At 39.7% G+C, this 16,192-nt stretch carries 15 protein-coding genes; 7 read left to right on the plus strand and 8 right to left on the minus strand.

Going from position 1 to position 16,192, the window contains the following annotated elements; all coding sequences use genetic code 11:
• Positions 1–249: 249 nt before the first annotated feature.
• Positions 250–789: a DUF5606 domain-containing protein gene (locus ACHFIZ_RS08310; RefSeq protein ID WP_410884738.1), complete on the minus strand. Its 540-nt coding sequence runs from the start codon at positions 787–789 to the stop codon at positions 250–252.
• A 27-nt stretch (positions 790–816) separates the two neighbouring features.
• Positions 817–1,278 (minus strand): peptidylprolyl isomerase, encoded by a 462-nt coding sequence (locus tag ACHFIZ_RS08315; RefSeq protein WP_410884740.1) that lies wholly within the window; start codon positions 1,276–1,278, stop codon positions 817–819.
• 159 nt (positions 1,279–1,437) lie between these two features.
• Between ACHFIZ_RS08315 and ACHFIZ_RS08320 the strand changes: the two genes are divergently transcribed.
• Positions 1,438–2,619 (plus strand): asparagine synthetase B, encoded by a 1,182-nt coding sequence (locus ACHFIZ_RS08320; protein WP_410885034.1) that lies wholly within the window; start codon positions 1,438–1,440, stop codon positions 2,617–2,619.
• Here ACHFIZ_RS08320 and ACHFIZ_RS08325 read toward each other — a convergent pair.
• Genes ACHFIZ_RS08325 through lpxK form a run of 3 tightly spaced genes read right to left on the minus strand, consistent with a single transcriptional unit; the run spans position 2,616 to position 6,461 of the window.
• Positions 2,616–4,616: a putative porin gene (locus tag ACHFIZ_RS08325; protein ID WP_410884742.1), complete on the minus strand. Its 2,001-nt coding sequence runs from the start codon at positions 4,614–4,616 to the stop codon at positions 2,616–2,618. The genes ACHFIZ_RS08320 and ACHFIZ_RS08325 overlap by 4 nt on opposite strands.
• Entirely contained in the window at positions 4,616–5,431 is an 816-nt protein-coding gene (locus ACHFIZ_RS08330; RefSeq protein ID WP_410884744.1) for a purine-nucleoside phosphorylase, read from the minus strand. Before ACHFIZ_RS08330 ends, ACHFIZ_RS08325 begins: the two co-directional genes overlap by 1 nt.
• Positions 5,403–6,461 (minus strand): tetraacyldisaccharide 4'-kinase, encoded by a 1,059-nt coding sequence (gene lpxK / locus ACHFIZ_RS08335; protein ID WP_410884746.1) that lies wholly within the window; start codon positions 6,459–6,461, stop codon positions 5,403–5,405. The genes ACHFIZ_RS08330 and lpxK overlap by 29 nt, the downstream gene beginning before the upstream one ends.
• Positions 6,462–6,549: 88 nt before the next feature.
• Here lpxK and pruA point away from each other — a divergent pair, with 88 nt between their 5' ends.
• Positions 6,550–8,178: an L-glutamate gamma-semialdehyde dehydrogenase gene (pruA, locus tag ACHFIZ_RS08340; protein WP_410884748.1), complete on the plus strand. Its 1,629-nt coding sequence runs from the start codon at positions 6,550–6,552 to the stop codon at positions 8,176–8,178.
• A gap of 65 nt (positions 8,179–8,243) precedes the next feature.
• Here the strand turns inward: pruA and ACHFIZ_RS08345 are convergent, their stop codons facing one another.
• The 3 genes from ACHFIZ_RS08345 to ACHFIZ_RS08355 all read right to left on the minus strand — a co-directional run bounded on the left by ACHFIZ_RS08345 (position 8,244) and on the right by ACHFIZ_RS08355 (position 10,995).
• Entirely contained in the window at positions 8,244–8,912 is a 669-nt protein-coding gene (locus ACHFIZ_RS08345; protein WP_410884750.1) for a carbonic anhydrase, read from the minus strand.
• 6 nt (positions 8,913–8,918) lie between these two features.
• On the minus strand, positions 8,919–10,526 hold the full coding sequence (locus ACHFIZ_RS08350; protein WP_410884752.1) for a SulP family inorganic anion transporter: 1,608 nt from the start codon (positions 10,524–10,526) through the stop codon (positions 8,919–8,921).
• A gap of 127 nt (positions 10,527–10,653) precedes the next feature.
• Positions 10,654–10,995, minus strand: a complete 342-nt coding sequence (locus ACHFIZ_RS08355) for a hypothetical protein (protein WP_410884754.1) — start codon at positions 10,993–10,995, stop codon at positions 10,654–10,656.
• Between the two features lie 177 nt (positions 10,996–11,172).
• Between ACHFIZ_RS08355 and ACHFIZ_RS08360 the strand changes: the two genes are divergently transcribed.
• The 5 genes from ACHFIZ_RS08360 to ACHFIZ_RS08380 are packed head-to-tail and all read left to right on the plus strand — an operon-like array spanning position 11,173 to position 16,190.
• A complete protein-coding gene (locus ACHFIZ_RS08360) occupies positions 11,173–12,402 on the plus strand; it encodes a porin (protein ID WP_410884755.1) in 1,230 nt (409 codons plus the stop codon).
• A gap of 16 nt (positions 12,403–12,418) precedes the next feature.
• Complete coding sequence (locus tag ACHFIZ_RS08365; RefSeq protein WP_410884757.1) at positions 12,419–13,960, plus strand: acyl-CoA carboxylase subunit beta; 1,542 nt, start codon at positions 12,419–12,421, stop codon at positions 13,958–13,960.
• Positions 13,960–14,613 carry a hypothetical protein gene (locus ACHFIZ_RS08370; RefSeq protein WP_410884759.1) on the plus strand — a complete coding sequence of 218 codons (654 nt, stop codon included), beginning with the start codon at positions 13,960–13,962 and terminating at the stop codon, positions 14,611–14,613. The genes ACHFIZ_RS08365 and ACHFIZ_RS08370 overlap by 1 nt, the downstream gene beginning before the upstream one ends.
• Complete coding sequence (locus tag ACHFIZ_RS08375; RefSeq protein ID WP_410884761.1) at positions 14,603–15,040, plus strand: GNAT family N-acetyltransferase; 438 nt, start codon at positions 14,603–14,605, stop codon at positions 15,038–15,040. Before ACHFIZ_RS08370 ends, ACHFIZ_RS08375 begins: the two co-directional genes overlap by 11 nt.
• Before the next feature lie 37 nt (positions 15,041–15,077).
• Complete coding sequence (locus tag ACHFIZ_RS08380; protein WP_410884763.1) at positions 15,078–16,190, plus strand: M42 family metallopeptidase; 1,113 nt, start codon at positions 15,078–15,080, stop codon at positions 16,188–16,190.
• The last annotated feature ends 2 nt before the right edge of the window (positions 16,191–16,192 follow it).

Genomic DNA, 16,192 nt, shown 5'->3' on the forward strand with positions numbered 1-16,192 from the left:
ATACATAGCAAACGTCATACCATAGTGTGTATTGTACACTGAATCATTTATTTTATTTACTTAATCTTCAGACGTCGAAAATGTTGTGCTTCTTTTGTAGGTTGGTACCGCGTTAATTCCGCCCCGGATCGGGATAGGCGGTAGCAACACGGAGATAAAGCCGTTAAATGCTTTTGTAAACTACAACAAATAGTATAGAAAAGGCGCCTTTTAGGACGCCTTCAAGATATTTTCAAAAGATTTAATTGCTTATACTCCCTTTTTACTAGTCATACTAGCCTTTTTAGCTGGTTGAGAAGTCTTAGCCGGAGCTTTAGCATTGGATGGTTTAGGAGTAGCTTTAGGTTTTTTCTCTGCTTTCTCTTCAGTTTTAATGCCATCGGTTTCGCCAGCTTCCGCTGCTGGCGTTTCAGTGAAAAGCGGAAGATCTTTTAACAAATGGTACCAGGTGATGATTTTCTTCATATCTGATGAGTAAACCTTTTCCTGGTCATGATTAGGAGCAACTTCTTCGAAGAAGGACTTCAAAGCTTTCGCATCAGATTTAGCATCAGGCACGGTACCTTTTGCTCCAGCTATGCTGGCCAAAACATTAACCAGTTTTAAATCGTCATCTTCACCATAAATCGTGATGTCTTCCAATGATGCCAGTTTAGTTGTAGTAATATTTGCAACTATTTTAACTTTTTGAGCATCAAGGCTTTCAAGAACATAACCGCCTTTATTTTGCCCAACTAGTTTATATAAACCTGGTCTACCAGATACTGCTACTATTCCTCTTAAATTCATATCATTTATTTTTTGAAAAGTTCAGAATTAATCTTCTAAAACTTCAATGCTTAAAATCTTATCGCCTTGTTTGATGTCGTCAACAAGATCAATATTCTCAATTACCTTACCGAAGCAGGTATGATTTCTATCTAAATGAGCAGTATTGTCTCTGCTGTGGCAGATAAAGAACTGCGAACCACCTGTATTTCTTCCCGAATGTGCCATAGAAAGGACACCACGATCGTGATATTGGTTTTCTCCAGTTAATTCACAGTCAATTTTATAACCAGGACCGCCAGTACCTGCAAGGTGTGCCTTGCCAGAATCTTTTGAGTTTGGACAACCGCCCTGAATCATGAAATTTGGAATTACTCGGTGAAAGCTCACGCCATCATAAAATCCTTCTCCTGCTAATTTTTTAAAGTTAGCAACCGCTATAGGTGCATCTTGTTCGTAGAACTGAACAGTCATTTCACCTTTCTCTGTTTTAATTATTGCTTTACCCATGATTATTTTTTGTGAAGGGCAAACTTAGATAAAATACTTTTTATTTTGAAAAAAAGTTATATTCACAGGAACATACCTATGAAACATAAAAAACTAAGTCTCACAATATTCTTCATCATACTCAGTATAGCCGTCCGGGCATCCTCAATTCTTATTTATATGGATGAGGACCAGAAGAATCATTTGAAAGCCTATGGAATCGCCTATTGGGGCATAAAACAGCAGGCAGATGTGAGTTGGCTTTTAAACTATCGGGGTGGTAGTTTCTTAATAGGCTACAATAAAACGATTGAAGATGAGTGCAAAACCCGTGGAGTATCTTATCAGGTACTCGCCGATGGAAAGGTATCCGCCATGTTGAACGAAATTAGCGACCCACAAGTAAACATGGAAATAGTAAAGCTAGAAAAAGCACCTAAAATGGCAGTTTATTCGCCGAAAAGCAAGCTTCCATGGGATGATGCGGTAACAATGGTACTTACTTATGCAGAGATTCCTTACGACGTAATCTATGACGACGACGTTTTAAAAAATAAACTGGCTGATTACGACTGGCTGCACTTACACCATGAAGACTTTACAGGACAGTATGGTAAGTTTTGGGCAAGCTTTAAAAATGCTACCTGGTACAGGGAAGACGTAAAAAATCAGGAAGCTACCGCGAAACGAAACGGATTTAGCAAGGTTTCTCAAGTGAAACTCGCAGTTGCTAAAAGAATAAAAGAGTTTTGCGCAGGTGGTGGATTCTTATTTGCGATGTGCTCTGGCACCGATAGTTTTGACATCGCTCTCAGTGCCGATGGTGTTGATATTTGTGAAAGTATGTTTGATGGCGACGCAGCAGATCCAAAAGCACAAAGCAAGATAGATTATAATAAAACCTTTGCATTTAAAGACTTTAGGCTGGACATCAATCCTTCTAACTACGAGTTCTCAGATATTGATGTCACTCAAAATAGAATTCTAAACGAATCAAATGATTTCTTTACGCTGTTCGACTTCTCAGCAAAATGGGACCTTGTTCCCTCAATGCTTACTCAAAACCACGACAAAGTTATAAAAGGATTTATGGGACAAACGACTGCTTTTAAGAAACGACTAGTTAAGCCAAACATCACCGTACTTGGAGAGAACAAAGGTGCTGAAGAGGTAAGGTATTTAAACGGAGAGATAGGAAAAGGAAGATTCACCTTCTATGGCGGGCATGATCCAGAGGATTACCAGCACCAGGTTGGTGATCCCCCAACAGATTTAAACCTGCACCCAAACTCACCTGGTTACCGGTTGATTCTAAACAACGTATTGTTTCCTGCAGCTAAGAAAAAACATCAGAAAACCTAATCGTAGAAATTCCAATTTACTCCGAATTTGAATAATGCCCTGTCCTGCATTGGATAATTGTTAATGGTATTGTATCCTAAAAGATCAAGGCCTTGATTGACATAATCGAATTTCAGAAAAAGATTGGCTCTACGCAAGCTTGCTTTTACCCAAACATCAACAATTGGTGTTGTATCAAACTTCCTGCTTGAACCAACATAAAACTGTCCGGCAGCAGCTGAGTAAGAATAATTTGAATACGGAGTATTGTAACGTACATCAAATCCAATATTCGTCTTTAGTACCTTGAAAAAAGTTTGATCGAGATAAAAAGTGTTGAAAGAGTAAAGCTCTGGAGTTCCTAAGATGCCAGGATTGTCTGTTTTTTGATAAACAACATAAGCATCAAGGTTAAACTTTCCGAATTTAAACTTCTTTCCAGCCGAGATCTTTAAAAAGTTTATCGGAGATGCGGATTGTGAAGGCGCAATTTTCAGTGAATTCGCATTCGGTTGTAAGAAATATAAATAATTAGTGACTAAATAATACTGCGCTCCGGCATCGAAACCCAGTTTTTCATTGAGATAATTAAAGGAGAAATTAATTGTCTTTGTCCGGTCAAAGTTATTGTCCCAATTGTAATGGCTGCCTACATATCTGGTATAGATTTCTTCTGGTGATTTATTTTGAAAGTAGGCTCCAAGAATGATTCTGCCTACAGATTTACTCAACAGCACGTTACTTTTTGCTTCATATAAAAAATCTCCAGTGTTGCGGCCTTGGAATATTTGTTGCAAATCAACATTTAAATCAATTTTATCACTTAATCGGTATCCGGCATTTCCAAGGAGTGTGACATTTTGGAAAGAGGCATTATAGCCATAATATTTAGCATTGTCCTTGAACAGCACAAACTGATTATATTTGTAGTAATCGTGCTTTAAACCAACGTCAAGCTTGAGTTCGTTTTTTATAAGCGCAGAAGATTTAGCCCTCAGAAAGAAGCTATAGATAAATTCATTTTGCACGTGATTATACCTGGTACTATCGTTTGTATAGGCCTTATCGGCTATGCCGGGTGGTAATGCGGAGTTGTCATCTGCTTCATCCTTTTTGAATGTGTAAGAATTGGCATCATATTTTAATGTGTATGCAATCTTATTAGTAGGCAAAATCTTCCTTCCTGCTGCCTCAGCCAAACTATCGATGCGGCCAACAAAATAGGTCTGTTTTAGTATAAATGCCCTCTGACGGTAAATTCTTTTGGCCGTAGTTAGCCTAGTCGCTTGTGCTTCTCTTTCTATGCTAAAGGTTGGCTTTGTGAAAATAGTATCGTTCCTTATAGAACCGTTTTCTTCAGCTTTGAGTGTATTAAAAACAATATTCGTCCATAGGTTATACCTCTTATTTGGAGATTGAAACCAGCTGAACAAAGCGCCATTAAGGTGATCCCCTCGCTGATGTGAATACTTACCGTTTGCTCCAATTCTATTAAAATTCAGTCCTATATTGAGGTTCTTATTTATATTCTGTGAATGTATCACTTTAAAAACCTGCTCAATCTCACCAGAGTTTACGTAGTAAAGGCTGGTAAAAGGTGCCCTGGCTTGATAATACCTAACGTCTTCGTTCGTCAACGCATAATAATCAAGCGTATGGAAACCGGCATCAAAACCGATAGTTTTAAGCGGTTCAAACAGCATTGGCAGAGCAGAAAGCCCTAAATTTCCTAGTCCTACCGTAGGTCTTCTTGGCTGCACCAACACGCTAAAATTCTGAAAGCCATTAAGCGTGGTATCAAGGGGAATTGTTTGGATACTGTCTTTGGTAAGTCTCAAGGTAGTGTAACGAATGTACTTTGAAGTAAAAATCACAGAATCCTTGCCTTCCTCTTCCATCTTTCTCAACGAATCCAGCTCCTTGTTGTCATTTACCTTGGTTTTTAAATCCTGAGCAAATAAGTTGGATGTAACTGCTAGGGCTAAACAGAAAACAAGAAGGAATATCTTTCTATACATTATAATTTTGAAATTAAAAGGCTCAATATCTTCGTCATGTTTGGCTCCGCAGCTTTAGCAGTCTCAATAATCTCTTCCAGGCTCACTGGTTCCAATACTTCTGGAAAACCTTCATCTGTAAGTACTGAAATTGCGAAAACAGGGATTGACATATGATTGGCAACAATTACTTCTGGAACAGTACTCATCCCTACCGCGTCTCCCCCAATTACTCTTAAGTAATTGTACTCAGCTTTAGTTTCAAGATTTGGACCTGTTACGGCAATGTAAACGCCATGATGACAGGTAATGTTGTGGTCTGCAGCAAGTTTTAAGGCAGCCGTTATTAAATCTCTTTTATAAGGCTGACTCATGTCCGGAAATCGTGGCCCCATATCAGCATCATTACTACCACGAAGCGGGCTTTCAGGCTGTAAGTTAATATGGTCACTAATAACCATTAGTTCACCTTTTTTGAAATCTGGATTAAGAGAGCCCGCGGCATTCGAAACAAATAGATGAGTAATTCCAAGTACTTTCATAGTACGGATCGGAAAAGTGATCTGTTGCATGCTGTACCCTTCATAATAATGCAATCTACCCTGCATCGCGATAACATTTTTACCCTCCAGCGTTCCAAATATCAGTTTTCCTGAATGAAACTCCAGTGTTGAGATAGGGAAGTTTGGGATATTCGAGTACATGATCTGATATTCAATTTGGATATCGTTGACCAAGCCTCCCAAGCCAGTACCTAAAACGATCCCGATTTCCGGTTGAAAGTTATTAGTTTTGCGCTTTATAAATTCAACGGTTTCGTGTAGTGCTTGAAACATAATTTAAAATCTTTTGATCAAATGTTGGCCTGTCTGATTCGTTTATCATAACTCGAATAGGCAGATAGAATAGAGGCAAATCTAAAAGTAATTCTTTTATCGAAGCATCTAATAAACGTTGTGCATCTTTTTCTGTAGTTATGATGAGTTTATTGATGGAAGAATCATCGTTGAAAGCATTCACCAAGTCGGATATATCTCGCAAACTGAATTGATGATGATCTGAAAATTCATGGTGAATGACGTTATTTGACTGCTGTTTCAAATATGCAACCAAAGGGTCTGGATTAGCAATACCAGTTAGCAGATGGATGCTTATCTCTCTATTCAATTTGGGGGCTAACGCCTCGTTGGAATAAGCCGATCTTAATTTTTGATAATTTAAGTAAGAAAACAACACTGGAATCTGAGGAGCTGAGCCAAACTTTTTGCGGATGTTCTCAGTTTCTTTCTTCTGGAGTTGAAAGGGAGATTTGGTGATTATAACCAGATCTGACCGCCGGAAACCCTGAAAAGGCTCCCTCAAGTTTCCAGCAGGCATAAGAAACTGTGGCCGGGAAAACTTGACGTATTCAAAAAGCAGAATATTTAATCCTGCGCGTACTTTTCTATGTTGAAAAGCATCATCCAGCAGGATAACATCATGCTCGTCTTTTAATAAATTAATCCCCTTAATTCGATCTTCGCAAACTGCAACTGTTACGTCTTTGAACTTATGATAATATTGAAGTGGCTCATCTCCTACACTGCTCGCAGTACTATCTCTGTCCGCTAGAACAAAGCCAGATGTTGCTCGACCATATCCACGACTTAATATCGCCACACGCTTACCCTCAAGCAGTCGTACTACATACTCTACTACAGGTGTTTTACCTGAGCCGCCTACAGCCAGGTTTCCTATACATATAATTGGCAGGTCGAAAGAGCTTGACTTTAGAATGCCTACGTCAAACAGCTTGTTTCTGATCAAAATAACCAAGCCATAGAGCAATGAAAACGGAAGGAGTAAATATCTTAGGTATGTGCTCATGTACAGGTTTCAAAAATAAGAATTATTACTCATTTTGTCAGGTAAAGGAGGGCAATTAGCTATCTTTACCCAACTAACAAAAATTATTATGCTTAAAGGATTTTTTAACGTGCCGGCACCGGTAAATGAGCCCATTCTGGGTTATGCACCGGGTAGCAAAGAACGTGAGTTATTGGAAGCTGCTTTAAAAGAGGCACGTTCAAAACAAGTAGAAATACCAATGTACATTGGGGGACAGGAAGTACATACTGAAAAAAAAGGCAACCTTAACCCTCCTCATGACCATCAGCATTTACTGGGAAAATACAGCATTGGAAACAAAGACCATGTAGTTAAAGCAATAGATTCCGCGCTTGCTTCGAAAGCCACTTGGGAGAACCTGTCATGGGAACATCGTGCAGCAATATTTCTAAAAGCTGCAGACTTGATCGCAGGTCCTTATCGTTACAAACTTAATGCAGCTACGATGCTTGGTCAGAGCAAGAATGCTTACCAGGCAGAAATCGATGCTGCTTGTGAATTCATAGATTTTTTGCGTTTCAACGTGAGTTATATGACAGAAATATACAAACAGCAACCACCAGTATCTCCTAACGGATCTTGGAACAGAGTTGAACAACGTCCGTTGGAAGGCTTTGTCTTTGCACTTACGCCTTTCAACTTTACAGCTATTGCAGGAAATTTACCTGCATCAGCAGCAATGATGGGAAATGTGGTTGTGTGGAAGCCTGCTGACACCCAGGTTTATGCTGCCAATGTGATCATGGAGATTTTTAGAGAAGCTGGATTGCCGGATGGAGTTATTAACCTGATATTTGTCGACGGTCCAGAAGCAGGTGAAGTAATCTTTAACCATCCTGATTTTGCAGGAATCCACTTTACAGGTTCAACTGCAGTTTTTCAAAATATCTGGAAGATGATAGGAACAAACATCCATAAGTATAAAACATACCCTCGTATTGTAGGCGAGACTGGCGGAAAGGACTTTATATTGGTTCATGAATCTGCTGATGCAGATGTTTCAAGCACTGCAATAATCCGAGGAGCGTTCGAATACCAAGGGCAAAAATGCTCAGCTGCATCTCGTGTTTATATTGCAGAGAGTAGGTGGCCAGCGATCAAAAATAACATGCTGAGAGATCTCGCAACTTTTAAAATGGGGGGCACAGAAGATTTTAGTAATTTTATCAATGCCGTTATCGATGAAAAATCGTTCGATAAACTGGCAAAGTATATTGATGCAGCGAAAGCAGACTCTTCTGTAGAGATTATTGCTGGTGGAAATTACGATAAATCTAAGGGATGGTTTATAGAGCCAACCATTTTAGTTGTGAAAGACCCTAAATATACCACCATGTGCGAGGAGTTATTTGGTCCGGTGTTAACTATCTATGTTTACAAGGATGCCGATTTTGATGAGGTGCTTGACATTATCGATTCTACTTCAGTTTATGCTTTAACAGGAGCATTTATAGCTCAGAATCGTTATGCGATTGAAAAAGCATCTCATCATTTGAGGAATGCTGCAGGTAACTTTTATATAAATGATAAGTGTACTGGAGCCGTTGTTGGCCAACAGCCATTCGGAGGCGCACGCGGTTCGGGTACTAACGATAAGGCAGGCTCAATGATTAACCTATTACGTTGGGTTTCTCCACGAACAATTAAAGAAACATTTGATCCACCAAAGGATTACAGATATCCATTTTTAAAATAACAAAAAGGCTCCATGATTTCAAAATCACGGAGCCTTTTTGTTATTTATTTAAATTACAATACCTTTTAAATACCGTCGATTCTGAATACAGAATCTTGGTGATTATTCGATTCGCAGGTAACGCCTAAATCAGTAATCAGACCTGTTTCTAGGCTATACGCCCATCCATGCAAACTGAGCTTTTTGCCGTTCGTCCACCTGTTCTGGACAATAGAAGTTTTAGTTAGGTTGAACACACCCTCAATAACGTTAAGTTCCACCAATCTTTCAGATCTTTTTTTCAAATCTGAGATCAAATCTAATTCATGGTAATGCAAACGGTATGTATCCTTAATATTTCTCAACCAATTGTCTATAATGCCATATTGCTTATTGCCCATAGCAGCCAATACGCCGCCACAACCGTAGTGACCACAAACGATAACATGTTCGACCTCCAGTACATTTATCGCATAATCCAACACGCTCAGCATGTTCATATCCGTATGAACAACTACGTTAGCAATGTTGCGGTGAACAAAAATATCACCCGGGTTGGTATTGGTAATTTGATTTGCGGGTACACGACTATCTGAACAGCCTATCCATAAAATTGGGGGCTTTTGTCCAGCAGACAGCTTCTTGAAATAATCAGGATCTTCTATAAGAGTTGCTGCAACCCAGTCCTTATTACCTTGTAAAAGTCCTTCGTACGTTATTTGTTCTGTTGATTGTTTTTCTAATTTTGCGCACATAATAACTTAATTACTATTAATTTCTTCGATGATTTTATTATTTAACTTGGGCACAGTATAGTTTTTCTTAATTTCCACTAAATTAACTATAATCCCTTTTGTATACGCGTTATGCTTATAATTAAAAATGGTCTCCAATACATCAGGATCTATGTATCGGGAATTGGAACCATCAATGATCACATTTGTTTCTTTAGGTATCTTATTCAGTACAACTGCGATAGCCGCTTTGTTTAAGAACGAAACTTCTTCTGCCAGTGTAATCCGAAGGTTCCTTTTATCACCATCTTCCTTGATTCTATAAAAGAATGGATTACGCATATTTGTGCGTAGCAAGTAAAAAATAGAGAATATCATCCCAACGCCCACACCTTTTAGAAGGTCTGTCAACAAAACAGCAATGATGGTGACCACAAAAGGAACAAACTGATCCCAACCTTTATGATACATATGTTTGAACAAAGCTATCCTCGTAAGTTTATATCCTGTCACAAGTAGAATTGCTGCTAAACAAGCCAAAGGAATCATATTTATCAATCCTGGGATAAAAAGTAAGGATAATAGCAACCAGGTCCCATGAAAAATGGCCGACATCTTTGTTCTGCCTCCTGCATTCACATTGGCAGAACTTCTAACGATAACAGAAGTCATCGGTAACCCGCCAACTAATCCACTCACGATATTCCCAGTTCCTTGTGCAATCAGCTCACGATTGGTTGGTGAAACCCGTTTGATAGGATCTATTTTATCAACAGCCTCTAAACTTAAAAGTGTTTCCAGACTTGCCACGACCGCAATAGTAGCAGCAACGATCCAAACCTTAGTATTTAAAATTTGTGAAAAGTCCGGTGTGGTGAACAATCCTAGAAATTCAGACCATCCACTAACAACAGGAATCTCCACCATGTGTTTATCGCCTAAAGCATATGGTGTCCCCCTAAATAAAAAGGTTAACCCAACACCTAATAGTACAACGACCAAAGGCGCGGGTACTACAGCCAGCTTTTTGAATTTTGGCCACAGAATCAATACTACAATCGAAAGTCCGCTGATCACAATTGCTGCTAGTCCGAAATGACTGAATGCTGAGGTTAATGCTGAAAAAGTGTTTGCGCTGTCACCTTGCGCAAAACTCTCGTCACCAAAAAAATCAGAATCTACACCCAGTGCATGGGGAAGCTGTTTAAGTATTAGAGTCAGACCGATCGCGGCAAGCATGCCCTCGATAACACTCGATGGAAAATAGTTACCAATCGTTCCCCCTTTGACTATACCAAGAATAATCTGGATACATCCGGCTAAAACAACCGCAAGTAAAAATGTAGGGTAGCTACCAAGCGTTGCTATTGCCCCAAGTACTATAGCCGTCAAACCAGCTGCAGGACCACTTACGCTTAACTGTGAGCCGCTGAAAGAGGCAACGACTATTCCACCAATAACACCCGTGATGAGCCCAGCAAAGAGCGGGGCGCCTGATGCCAAAGCAATACCCAAACAAAGCGGCAATGCGACCAGAAACACTACTATACTTGCTGGAAGGTCACGTTTTAGATTTTTTGCCAATATATATTTTTGCACTTCAAATCTTGAAAAGACTGAATTTCCGTTTTTCATTTGTGTGTTTTTTAAGTAGCCAAGCTGCATAAACACGCAGAGACCACTTCAGTAATATTAAATTAAAAGTATTGTCTTCCTAAAATGAGACAGACCCCGATAGAGAAAGGAACGGACAATTGAAAAACTAAGAAATGTTAGGGGGTGGCGTTGGAACCGAGGGATGGTATGGATCAACATACCGTTTGTAATGCTCGACAAAACTATTATTGATGCCAAAGTGATTAAAAACAGCAACGTAGGAATCAATGTGATGGAACTCAACTAATTTGTAATCTGTGTATTTGAGACCGGTTTTGCTTGACTCGCCATCGTTGCTGTGTTCCTGCTCAATTTGCATGATCACAGCATTCATAATTTGCTTATCAAACTGAATAAAAAATACTGGTGCGGCTGATATCATCATCTTCGCGGTGAAGATGCCTAAGAAGGCGACGACGATTAGAACCCGATATTTTCTAAAAAACATGTTAATTTTCTATTATATGTTCAAAAATAAGTCCAAAATTCCAAAATAGACTATTTTACAATGTAAAAAAATTGCAATTTACTTTCACAATTGAAGCCGTTTTAATCTTAAAGTGCAATTATATAAAAAATGCTCCAATTAGTTTTAATTTAGGCTTTTAAATTTCGATTCCAATACATGAGAAAAATCTTGTTCATTTTGACCTCAATTATTCCGCATTTTGGGCTTGCACAGAATAACAATGCTCCATCCACTTACGACCCTCATGAGATTGCGATTACCGGCTATCTGCAAACACAATATCAAAAGGCGCAATCTGCAGGTATCAACTCGTGGTCGGGTGGCGACTTCGCCAAGAATTCTGACGAGCGGTTTATGATTAGAAGGGGTAGATTGAAAATAGACAGAGCAGATAAGTTCTCCAGCATCGTATTTCAAATTGATGCGACCCAAAATGGACTGACATTGATGGATGCTTTCATTCAATTTCATCAGCCAAATTCAAAGGATTTAAGATTTACAGTCGGATTATTTAACAGACCATTTGGTTACTCTATCGTTTACTCTTCGGGATATCGGGATTTCCCTGAGCGAGCCAGAGTATTTCAAACCTTAATGCCACGCGAACGTGACATTGGTGCTATGATCAGTTATCATCCATCAAAACTTAAATTTATCAATGGCGACCTGGCAGTAGTAAACGGAAGCGGGCATACAGCCAGAGATTATGATTCTAAGAAGGACATTATAGGGAATTTAGGCTTCAGATTTGACAGTCTGGTAAATAAGAAATTGCATGTTAGTTTTGGGGGTTCAGCATATGCGGGATCGGTTAGAAGCGACACAGAAAGTTTTTTTAGTTATGAAAATGGCAGATATATAAAAAATACAGGTGCGCATAATGTGAATTGGTATGCGAAGAGAAACTATTACGGGTTGAATATACAGCTACAGTACGACAACAATTTTGGTGCGACCTCTCTTAAAGCAGAGTATATAGCCGGCAGACAACCTGGAGTCGCCTCTTCCTCTGCGATAACTGGCTTTGCGGCTAGCACAAGTTTTGTCGCCCAACCAGCTACCGATCTGTATCTCCGAGATTTTTCGGGATACTATTTCTGGCTTACCCAAAAGATTGCAAACTCTAAGTTTACTGCTATTATGGCGTTCGATATGTACGACCCTAACAGACAGATCAGCGACGCAGAAATAGGGCTGGATAGTGATACGTCGGCAGGTGATATAAAGTTTAGTACGATTGGGTATGGACTTACGTATTTACTTAATCCAAGATTAAAACTTACGCTTTACAATGAGAACATTGTAAACGACAATACTTTGATGCCTCAGTATACTGCCGATGTGAAAGATGATGTATTCACCGCCCGCTTACAGTATCGTTGGTAACATTAAAATGCACTCCATGAGAAACAAAATAGATATACTTGAAACAAAGGTTCAACAAGCACATGCTGGTGGTGGTGAGGCAAGAATAGAAGCGCAGCATAAAAAAGGTAAACTTACCGCTCGTGAGCGATTACACTTCCTATTAGACGAAAATTCTTTCGAAGAGATAGGAATGTTGGTCACCCACAGAAGTACAGATTTTGGGATGGAGCGTGAAAAATATTCTGGAGACGGAGTGGTTACCGGATATGGAACAATTACAGGTCGCCTCGTATATGTGTTTTCTCAGGATTTTACCGTTTTTGGAGGTTCTCTATCTGAAACACATGCTGAGAAGATTTGTAAGATCATGGAAATGGCCTTGAAAAATGGTGCGCCTTTAATTGGATTGAACGACAGTGGTGGAGCCCGAATCCAAGAAGGTGTGGTATCATTGGGAGGCTATGCAGATATCTTTTATCGCAATGTGCAGGCATCAGGAGTAATTCCTCAACTCTCAGCAATAATGGGCCCGTGTGCTGGAGGAGCCGTATACTCGCCTGCCATCACAGACTTTATTCTGATGGTGAAGAGCACATCATACATGTTCGTAACGGGTCCCAGCGTAGTCAAGACCGTCACACATGAAGTGGTAACTTCTGAGGAATTGGGAGGAGCATCGACCCATGCTACAAAATCCGGCGTAACTCATTTCGCCTGCGCAAATGAACTAGAAGCAATCAACCATCTGAAGATGCTTCTGAGTTATATGCCTCAGAACTGTGAAGAAATCCCTGTTCAGCTTCCATACACGGCAGGTGAAGAATCTAGGCCGTCGTTATCTTCAATAATGCCCGAAAACGCAAATCAGCCTTATGATGTGCGCTCAATTGTGGAGGAACTGGTTGATTCAGATAGCTTTTTAGAAGTGCACAAAGACTATGCAGAAAATATTGTCGTAGGCTTTTCAAGATTAGCAGGCAGAAGCATCGGTATCGTTGCGAACCAACCAGCCTACCTTGCCGGGGTCTTAGACAATCATGCCTCAGTTAAGGCCGCACGTTTTGTACGATTTTGCGACTGCTTCAATATACCGCTTCTTGTGCTTGAAGACGTTCCGGGATTCTTACCTGGAACAGATCAGGAGTGGAACGGAATCATTACTAACGGCGCGAAATTACTATATGCCTTTAGTGAAGCTACAATCCCAAGAATTACAGTGATCACCAGAAAAGCGTATGGAGGCGCTTATGATGTAATGAATTCAAAACATATTGGCGCTGACATGAATTATGCATGGCCAACAGCAGAAATCGCAGTCATGGGGGCAAAAGGAGCAGCTGAGATCATTTTCAAGAAGGAGATTTCTTCTGCTGAGCATCCGGAAGAAAAATGGCTGGAGAAAGAAAAAATGTACTCCGATATCTTTGCTAATCCATATAGAGCTGCAGAAAGAGGATTCGTAGACGAGGTGATTCAACCCTCACAAACCAGAACAAAGTTGATTAAAGCATTTAAAATGTTGGAAAATAAGGTGGTCAATAGTCCCCGTAAAAAACATGGCAATATCCCGTTGTAATGCTTAGAAAACCGCCAGTACCTCTCGTGACGACAGACTTCGGATTATCGGAAGGTCATACCGGAAAGACCGCCACAATTGCCATGATCATTAGTTGCTTGTTGCTCGGAATTTTAGATTCAAGGGTACGAAATGTAAGTGCCAGGTTTCTATATGGCTTTTGCTCTGTTTATTTTATGGAGGTGGAAATTACTTTTTTATTGATGCTTTTGATGTCCATCGTGTTTGCAGAAAGGGCCTGGTATCTTGCCAGTCTTCCTTTTAATTTCCAGACCTTGCAGATCGGGTTGTTTAGAATTGCTGGAGCATTAATTGCACCGCGTGTGAGAGAGCTTAGTGGAAGAACTAATCCACAACAATATATCAAATTCGGCTTGACACTACGCCATTTAAGCCTTATAAATATCGAACAGCAGGTGATCCATGTAAATAATCAAACTAGAATTTACGCTATTTTACCAGAGACTAGGAACCATTTGAATTCAGTTTTTATGTCTGTTTCATTCTTGTGCGCAGCTTGCGAATTGGCGCTCGGACTAGTATTATGGCACCAGGGACAATGGCCCATGTTTTGGGTTGGAACGGCTATGATAATTACTATCAATTTTTTGTTCTACAATTTCTACAGTAAAAAAATGCGTCATGTCAGCTAATCAGGTGCAAATTGAACAGGTCAGGTATGAGCTTACATGGCGAATCCGTCACGAAGTGATGTATCCGAATCTTCCTTTTGAAGCTATAAAATTGCCTTCAGACCCTGATGGAATTCACTTTGGTCTATATGCCAATGATCAATTAACATCCGTAGTGTCTATTTTTAATGAGGGAAGTATTTATCAATTCCGTAAGTTCGCCACGTTAGATCCGTTTCAAAGTAAGGGTTATGGTTCGATGTTACTTTCATACATCATTGCTTACATTAGGCAAGACGGAGGAAATAAGTTATGGTGCAATGCTCGTTTATCCGCGATTAAATTTTATGAAAGATTTGGCTTTAGTCCTTTCGGCGAGCCCTTTTCTGAGCACGGTATAGATTTTGTCATCATGGAGTTACAACTGGAAACCGAAGTTGATAGCTAAACTCTTGTTTATATATTTGTAAGAATAAAGAATTAAAATGTCAAAGAAAAAAGAAGATAAACCAAAACATGTTGCGGTGGTAACTAAGAAATCATTGCAATTTTTTGAAGAATATATTAATAATCCATCTCCGACAGGATTTGAATATCCAGGACAAAAAATGTGGCTAGATTATTTAAAGCCATACATTGACGAAAGTTTTATTGATACTTATGGAACGGCAGTTGGAGTTATTAACCCTAAAGCCGACTTTAAAGTTGTCATCGAAGCACACGCAGATGAAATCTCCTGGTTTGTAAATTACATAACCACTGATGGCCTGATTTACGTGATCAGAAACGGAGGATCGGATCACCAAATCGCACCATCTAAAAGGGTAAACATTCATACGGATAAGGGCATGGTAAAAGCGGTTTTCGGTTGGCCAGCAATCCACACGAGAAATGGCGAAAAAGAAGAAGCCCCAGTCTTGAAAAACATCTTTCTGGATTGTGGCTGTACATCGAAAGAAGAAATTGAAAACCTGGGTATTCATGTAGGTTGCGTAATCACCTACGAGGATGAATTTATGGTATTAAATGACCGATACTACGTTGGCCGAGCATTAGACAACCGTGCCGGTGGATTTATGATCGCAGAAGTTGCGAGGTTGCTTAAAGAGAACAAAAAGAAATTACCGTTCGGACTGTATATTGTGAACAGCGTTCAGGAAGAGATTGGTTTGCGTGGTGCAGAAATGATTGCTCACAGAATCAAACCCAACATTGCGATAATAACAGATGTTACTCATGACACAACAACTCCTATGATCAATAAGATTACCCAAGGAGATTTATCGGCAGGCAAGGGACCAGTTGTTTCTTATGCCCCTGCGGTTCAAACTAACCTGAATAAACTGTTAATTGAAACAGCTGAGAAAAATGGGATACCATTCCAACGTCAGGCATCTTCTCGTTCAACAGGAACGGATACGGATGCTTTTGCTTACTCAAACGGTGGTGTTCCTTCAGCCCTGATTTCCTTACCGCTAAGGTATATGCACACTACAGTTGAAATGATCCATAAAGAAGATGTTGACAACGTAATAAGCCTTATCTACCATTCGTTATTAAACATTAAAAAAGACCACGATTTTAAATACACGAAATAATT

Origin of the sequence: Pedobacter sp. JCM 36344 (assembly GCF_046546555.1) — a bacterium.
Lineage (GTDB): Bacteria > Bacteroidota > Bacteroidia > Sphingobacteriales > Sphingobacteriaceae > Pedobacter.

Coding starts and splice junctions, on each gene's coding strand:
- ACHFIZ_RS08310 (WP_410884738.1), bottom strand. CDS start 789: ATGAATTTAAGAGGAATAGTAGCAGTATCTGGTAGACCAGGTTTATAT.
- ACHFIZ_RS08315 (WP_410884740.1), bottom strand. CDS start 1,278: ATGGGTAAAGCAATAATTAAAACAGAGAAAGGTGAAATGACTGTTCAG.
- ACHFIZ_RS08320 (WP_410885034.1), top strand. CDS start 1,438: ATGGATGAGGACCAGAAGAATCATTTGAAAGCCTATGGAATCGCCTAT.
- ACHFIZ_RS08325 (WP_410884742.1), bottom strand. CDS start 4,616: ATGTATAGAAAGATATTCCTTCTTGTTTTCTGTTTAGCCCTAGCAGTT.
- ACHFIZ_RS08330 (WP_410884744.1), bottom strand. CDS start 5,431: ATGTTTCAAGCACTACACGAAACCGTTGAATTTATAAAGCGCAAAACT.
- lpxK (WP_410884746.1), bottom strand. CDS start 6,461: ATGAGCACATACCTAAGATATTTACTCCTTCCGTTTTCATTGCTCTAT.
- pruA (WP_410884748.1), top strand. CDS start 6,550: ATGCTTAAAGGATTTTTTAACGTGCCGGCACCGGTAAATGAGCCCATT.
- ACHFIZ_RS08345 (WP_410884750.1), bottom strand. CDS start 8,912: ATGTGCGCAAAATTAGAAAAACAATCAACAGAACAAATAACGTACGAA.
- ACHFIZ_RS08350 (WP_410884752.1), bottom strand. CDS start 10,526: ATGAAAAACGGAAATTCAGTCTTTTCAAGATTTGAAGTGCAAAAATAT.
- ACHFIZ_RS08355 (WP_410884754.1), bottom strand. CDS start 10,995: ATGTTTTTTAGAAAATATCGGGTTCTAATCGTCGTCGCCTTCTTAGGC.
- ACHFIZ_RS08360 (WP_410884755.1), top strand. CDS start 11,173: ATGAGAAAAATCTTGTTCATTTTGACCTCAATTATTCCGCATTTTGGG.
- ACHFIZ_RS08365 (WP_410884757.1), top strand. CDS start 12,419: ATGAGAAACAAAATAGATATACTTGAAACAAAGGTTCAACAAGCACAT.
- ACHFIZ_RS08370 (WP_410884759.1), top strand. CDS start 13,960: ATGCTTAGAAAACCGCCAGTACCTCTCGTGACGACAGACTTCGGATTA.
- ACHFIZ_RS08375 (WP_410884761.1), top strand. CDS start 14,603: ATGTCAGCTAATCAGGTGCAAATTGAACAGGTCAGGTATGAGCTTACA.
- ACHFIZ_RS08380 (WP_410884763.1), top strand. CDS start 15,078: ATGTCAAAGAAAAAAGAAGATAAACCAAAACATGTTGCGGTGGTAACT.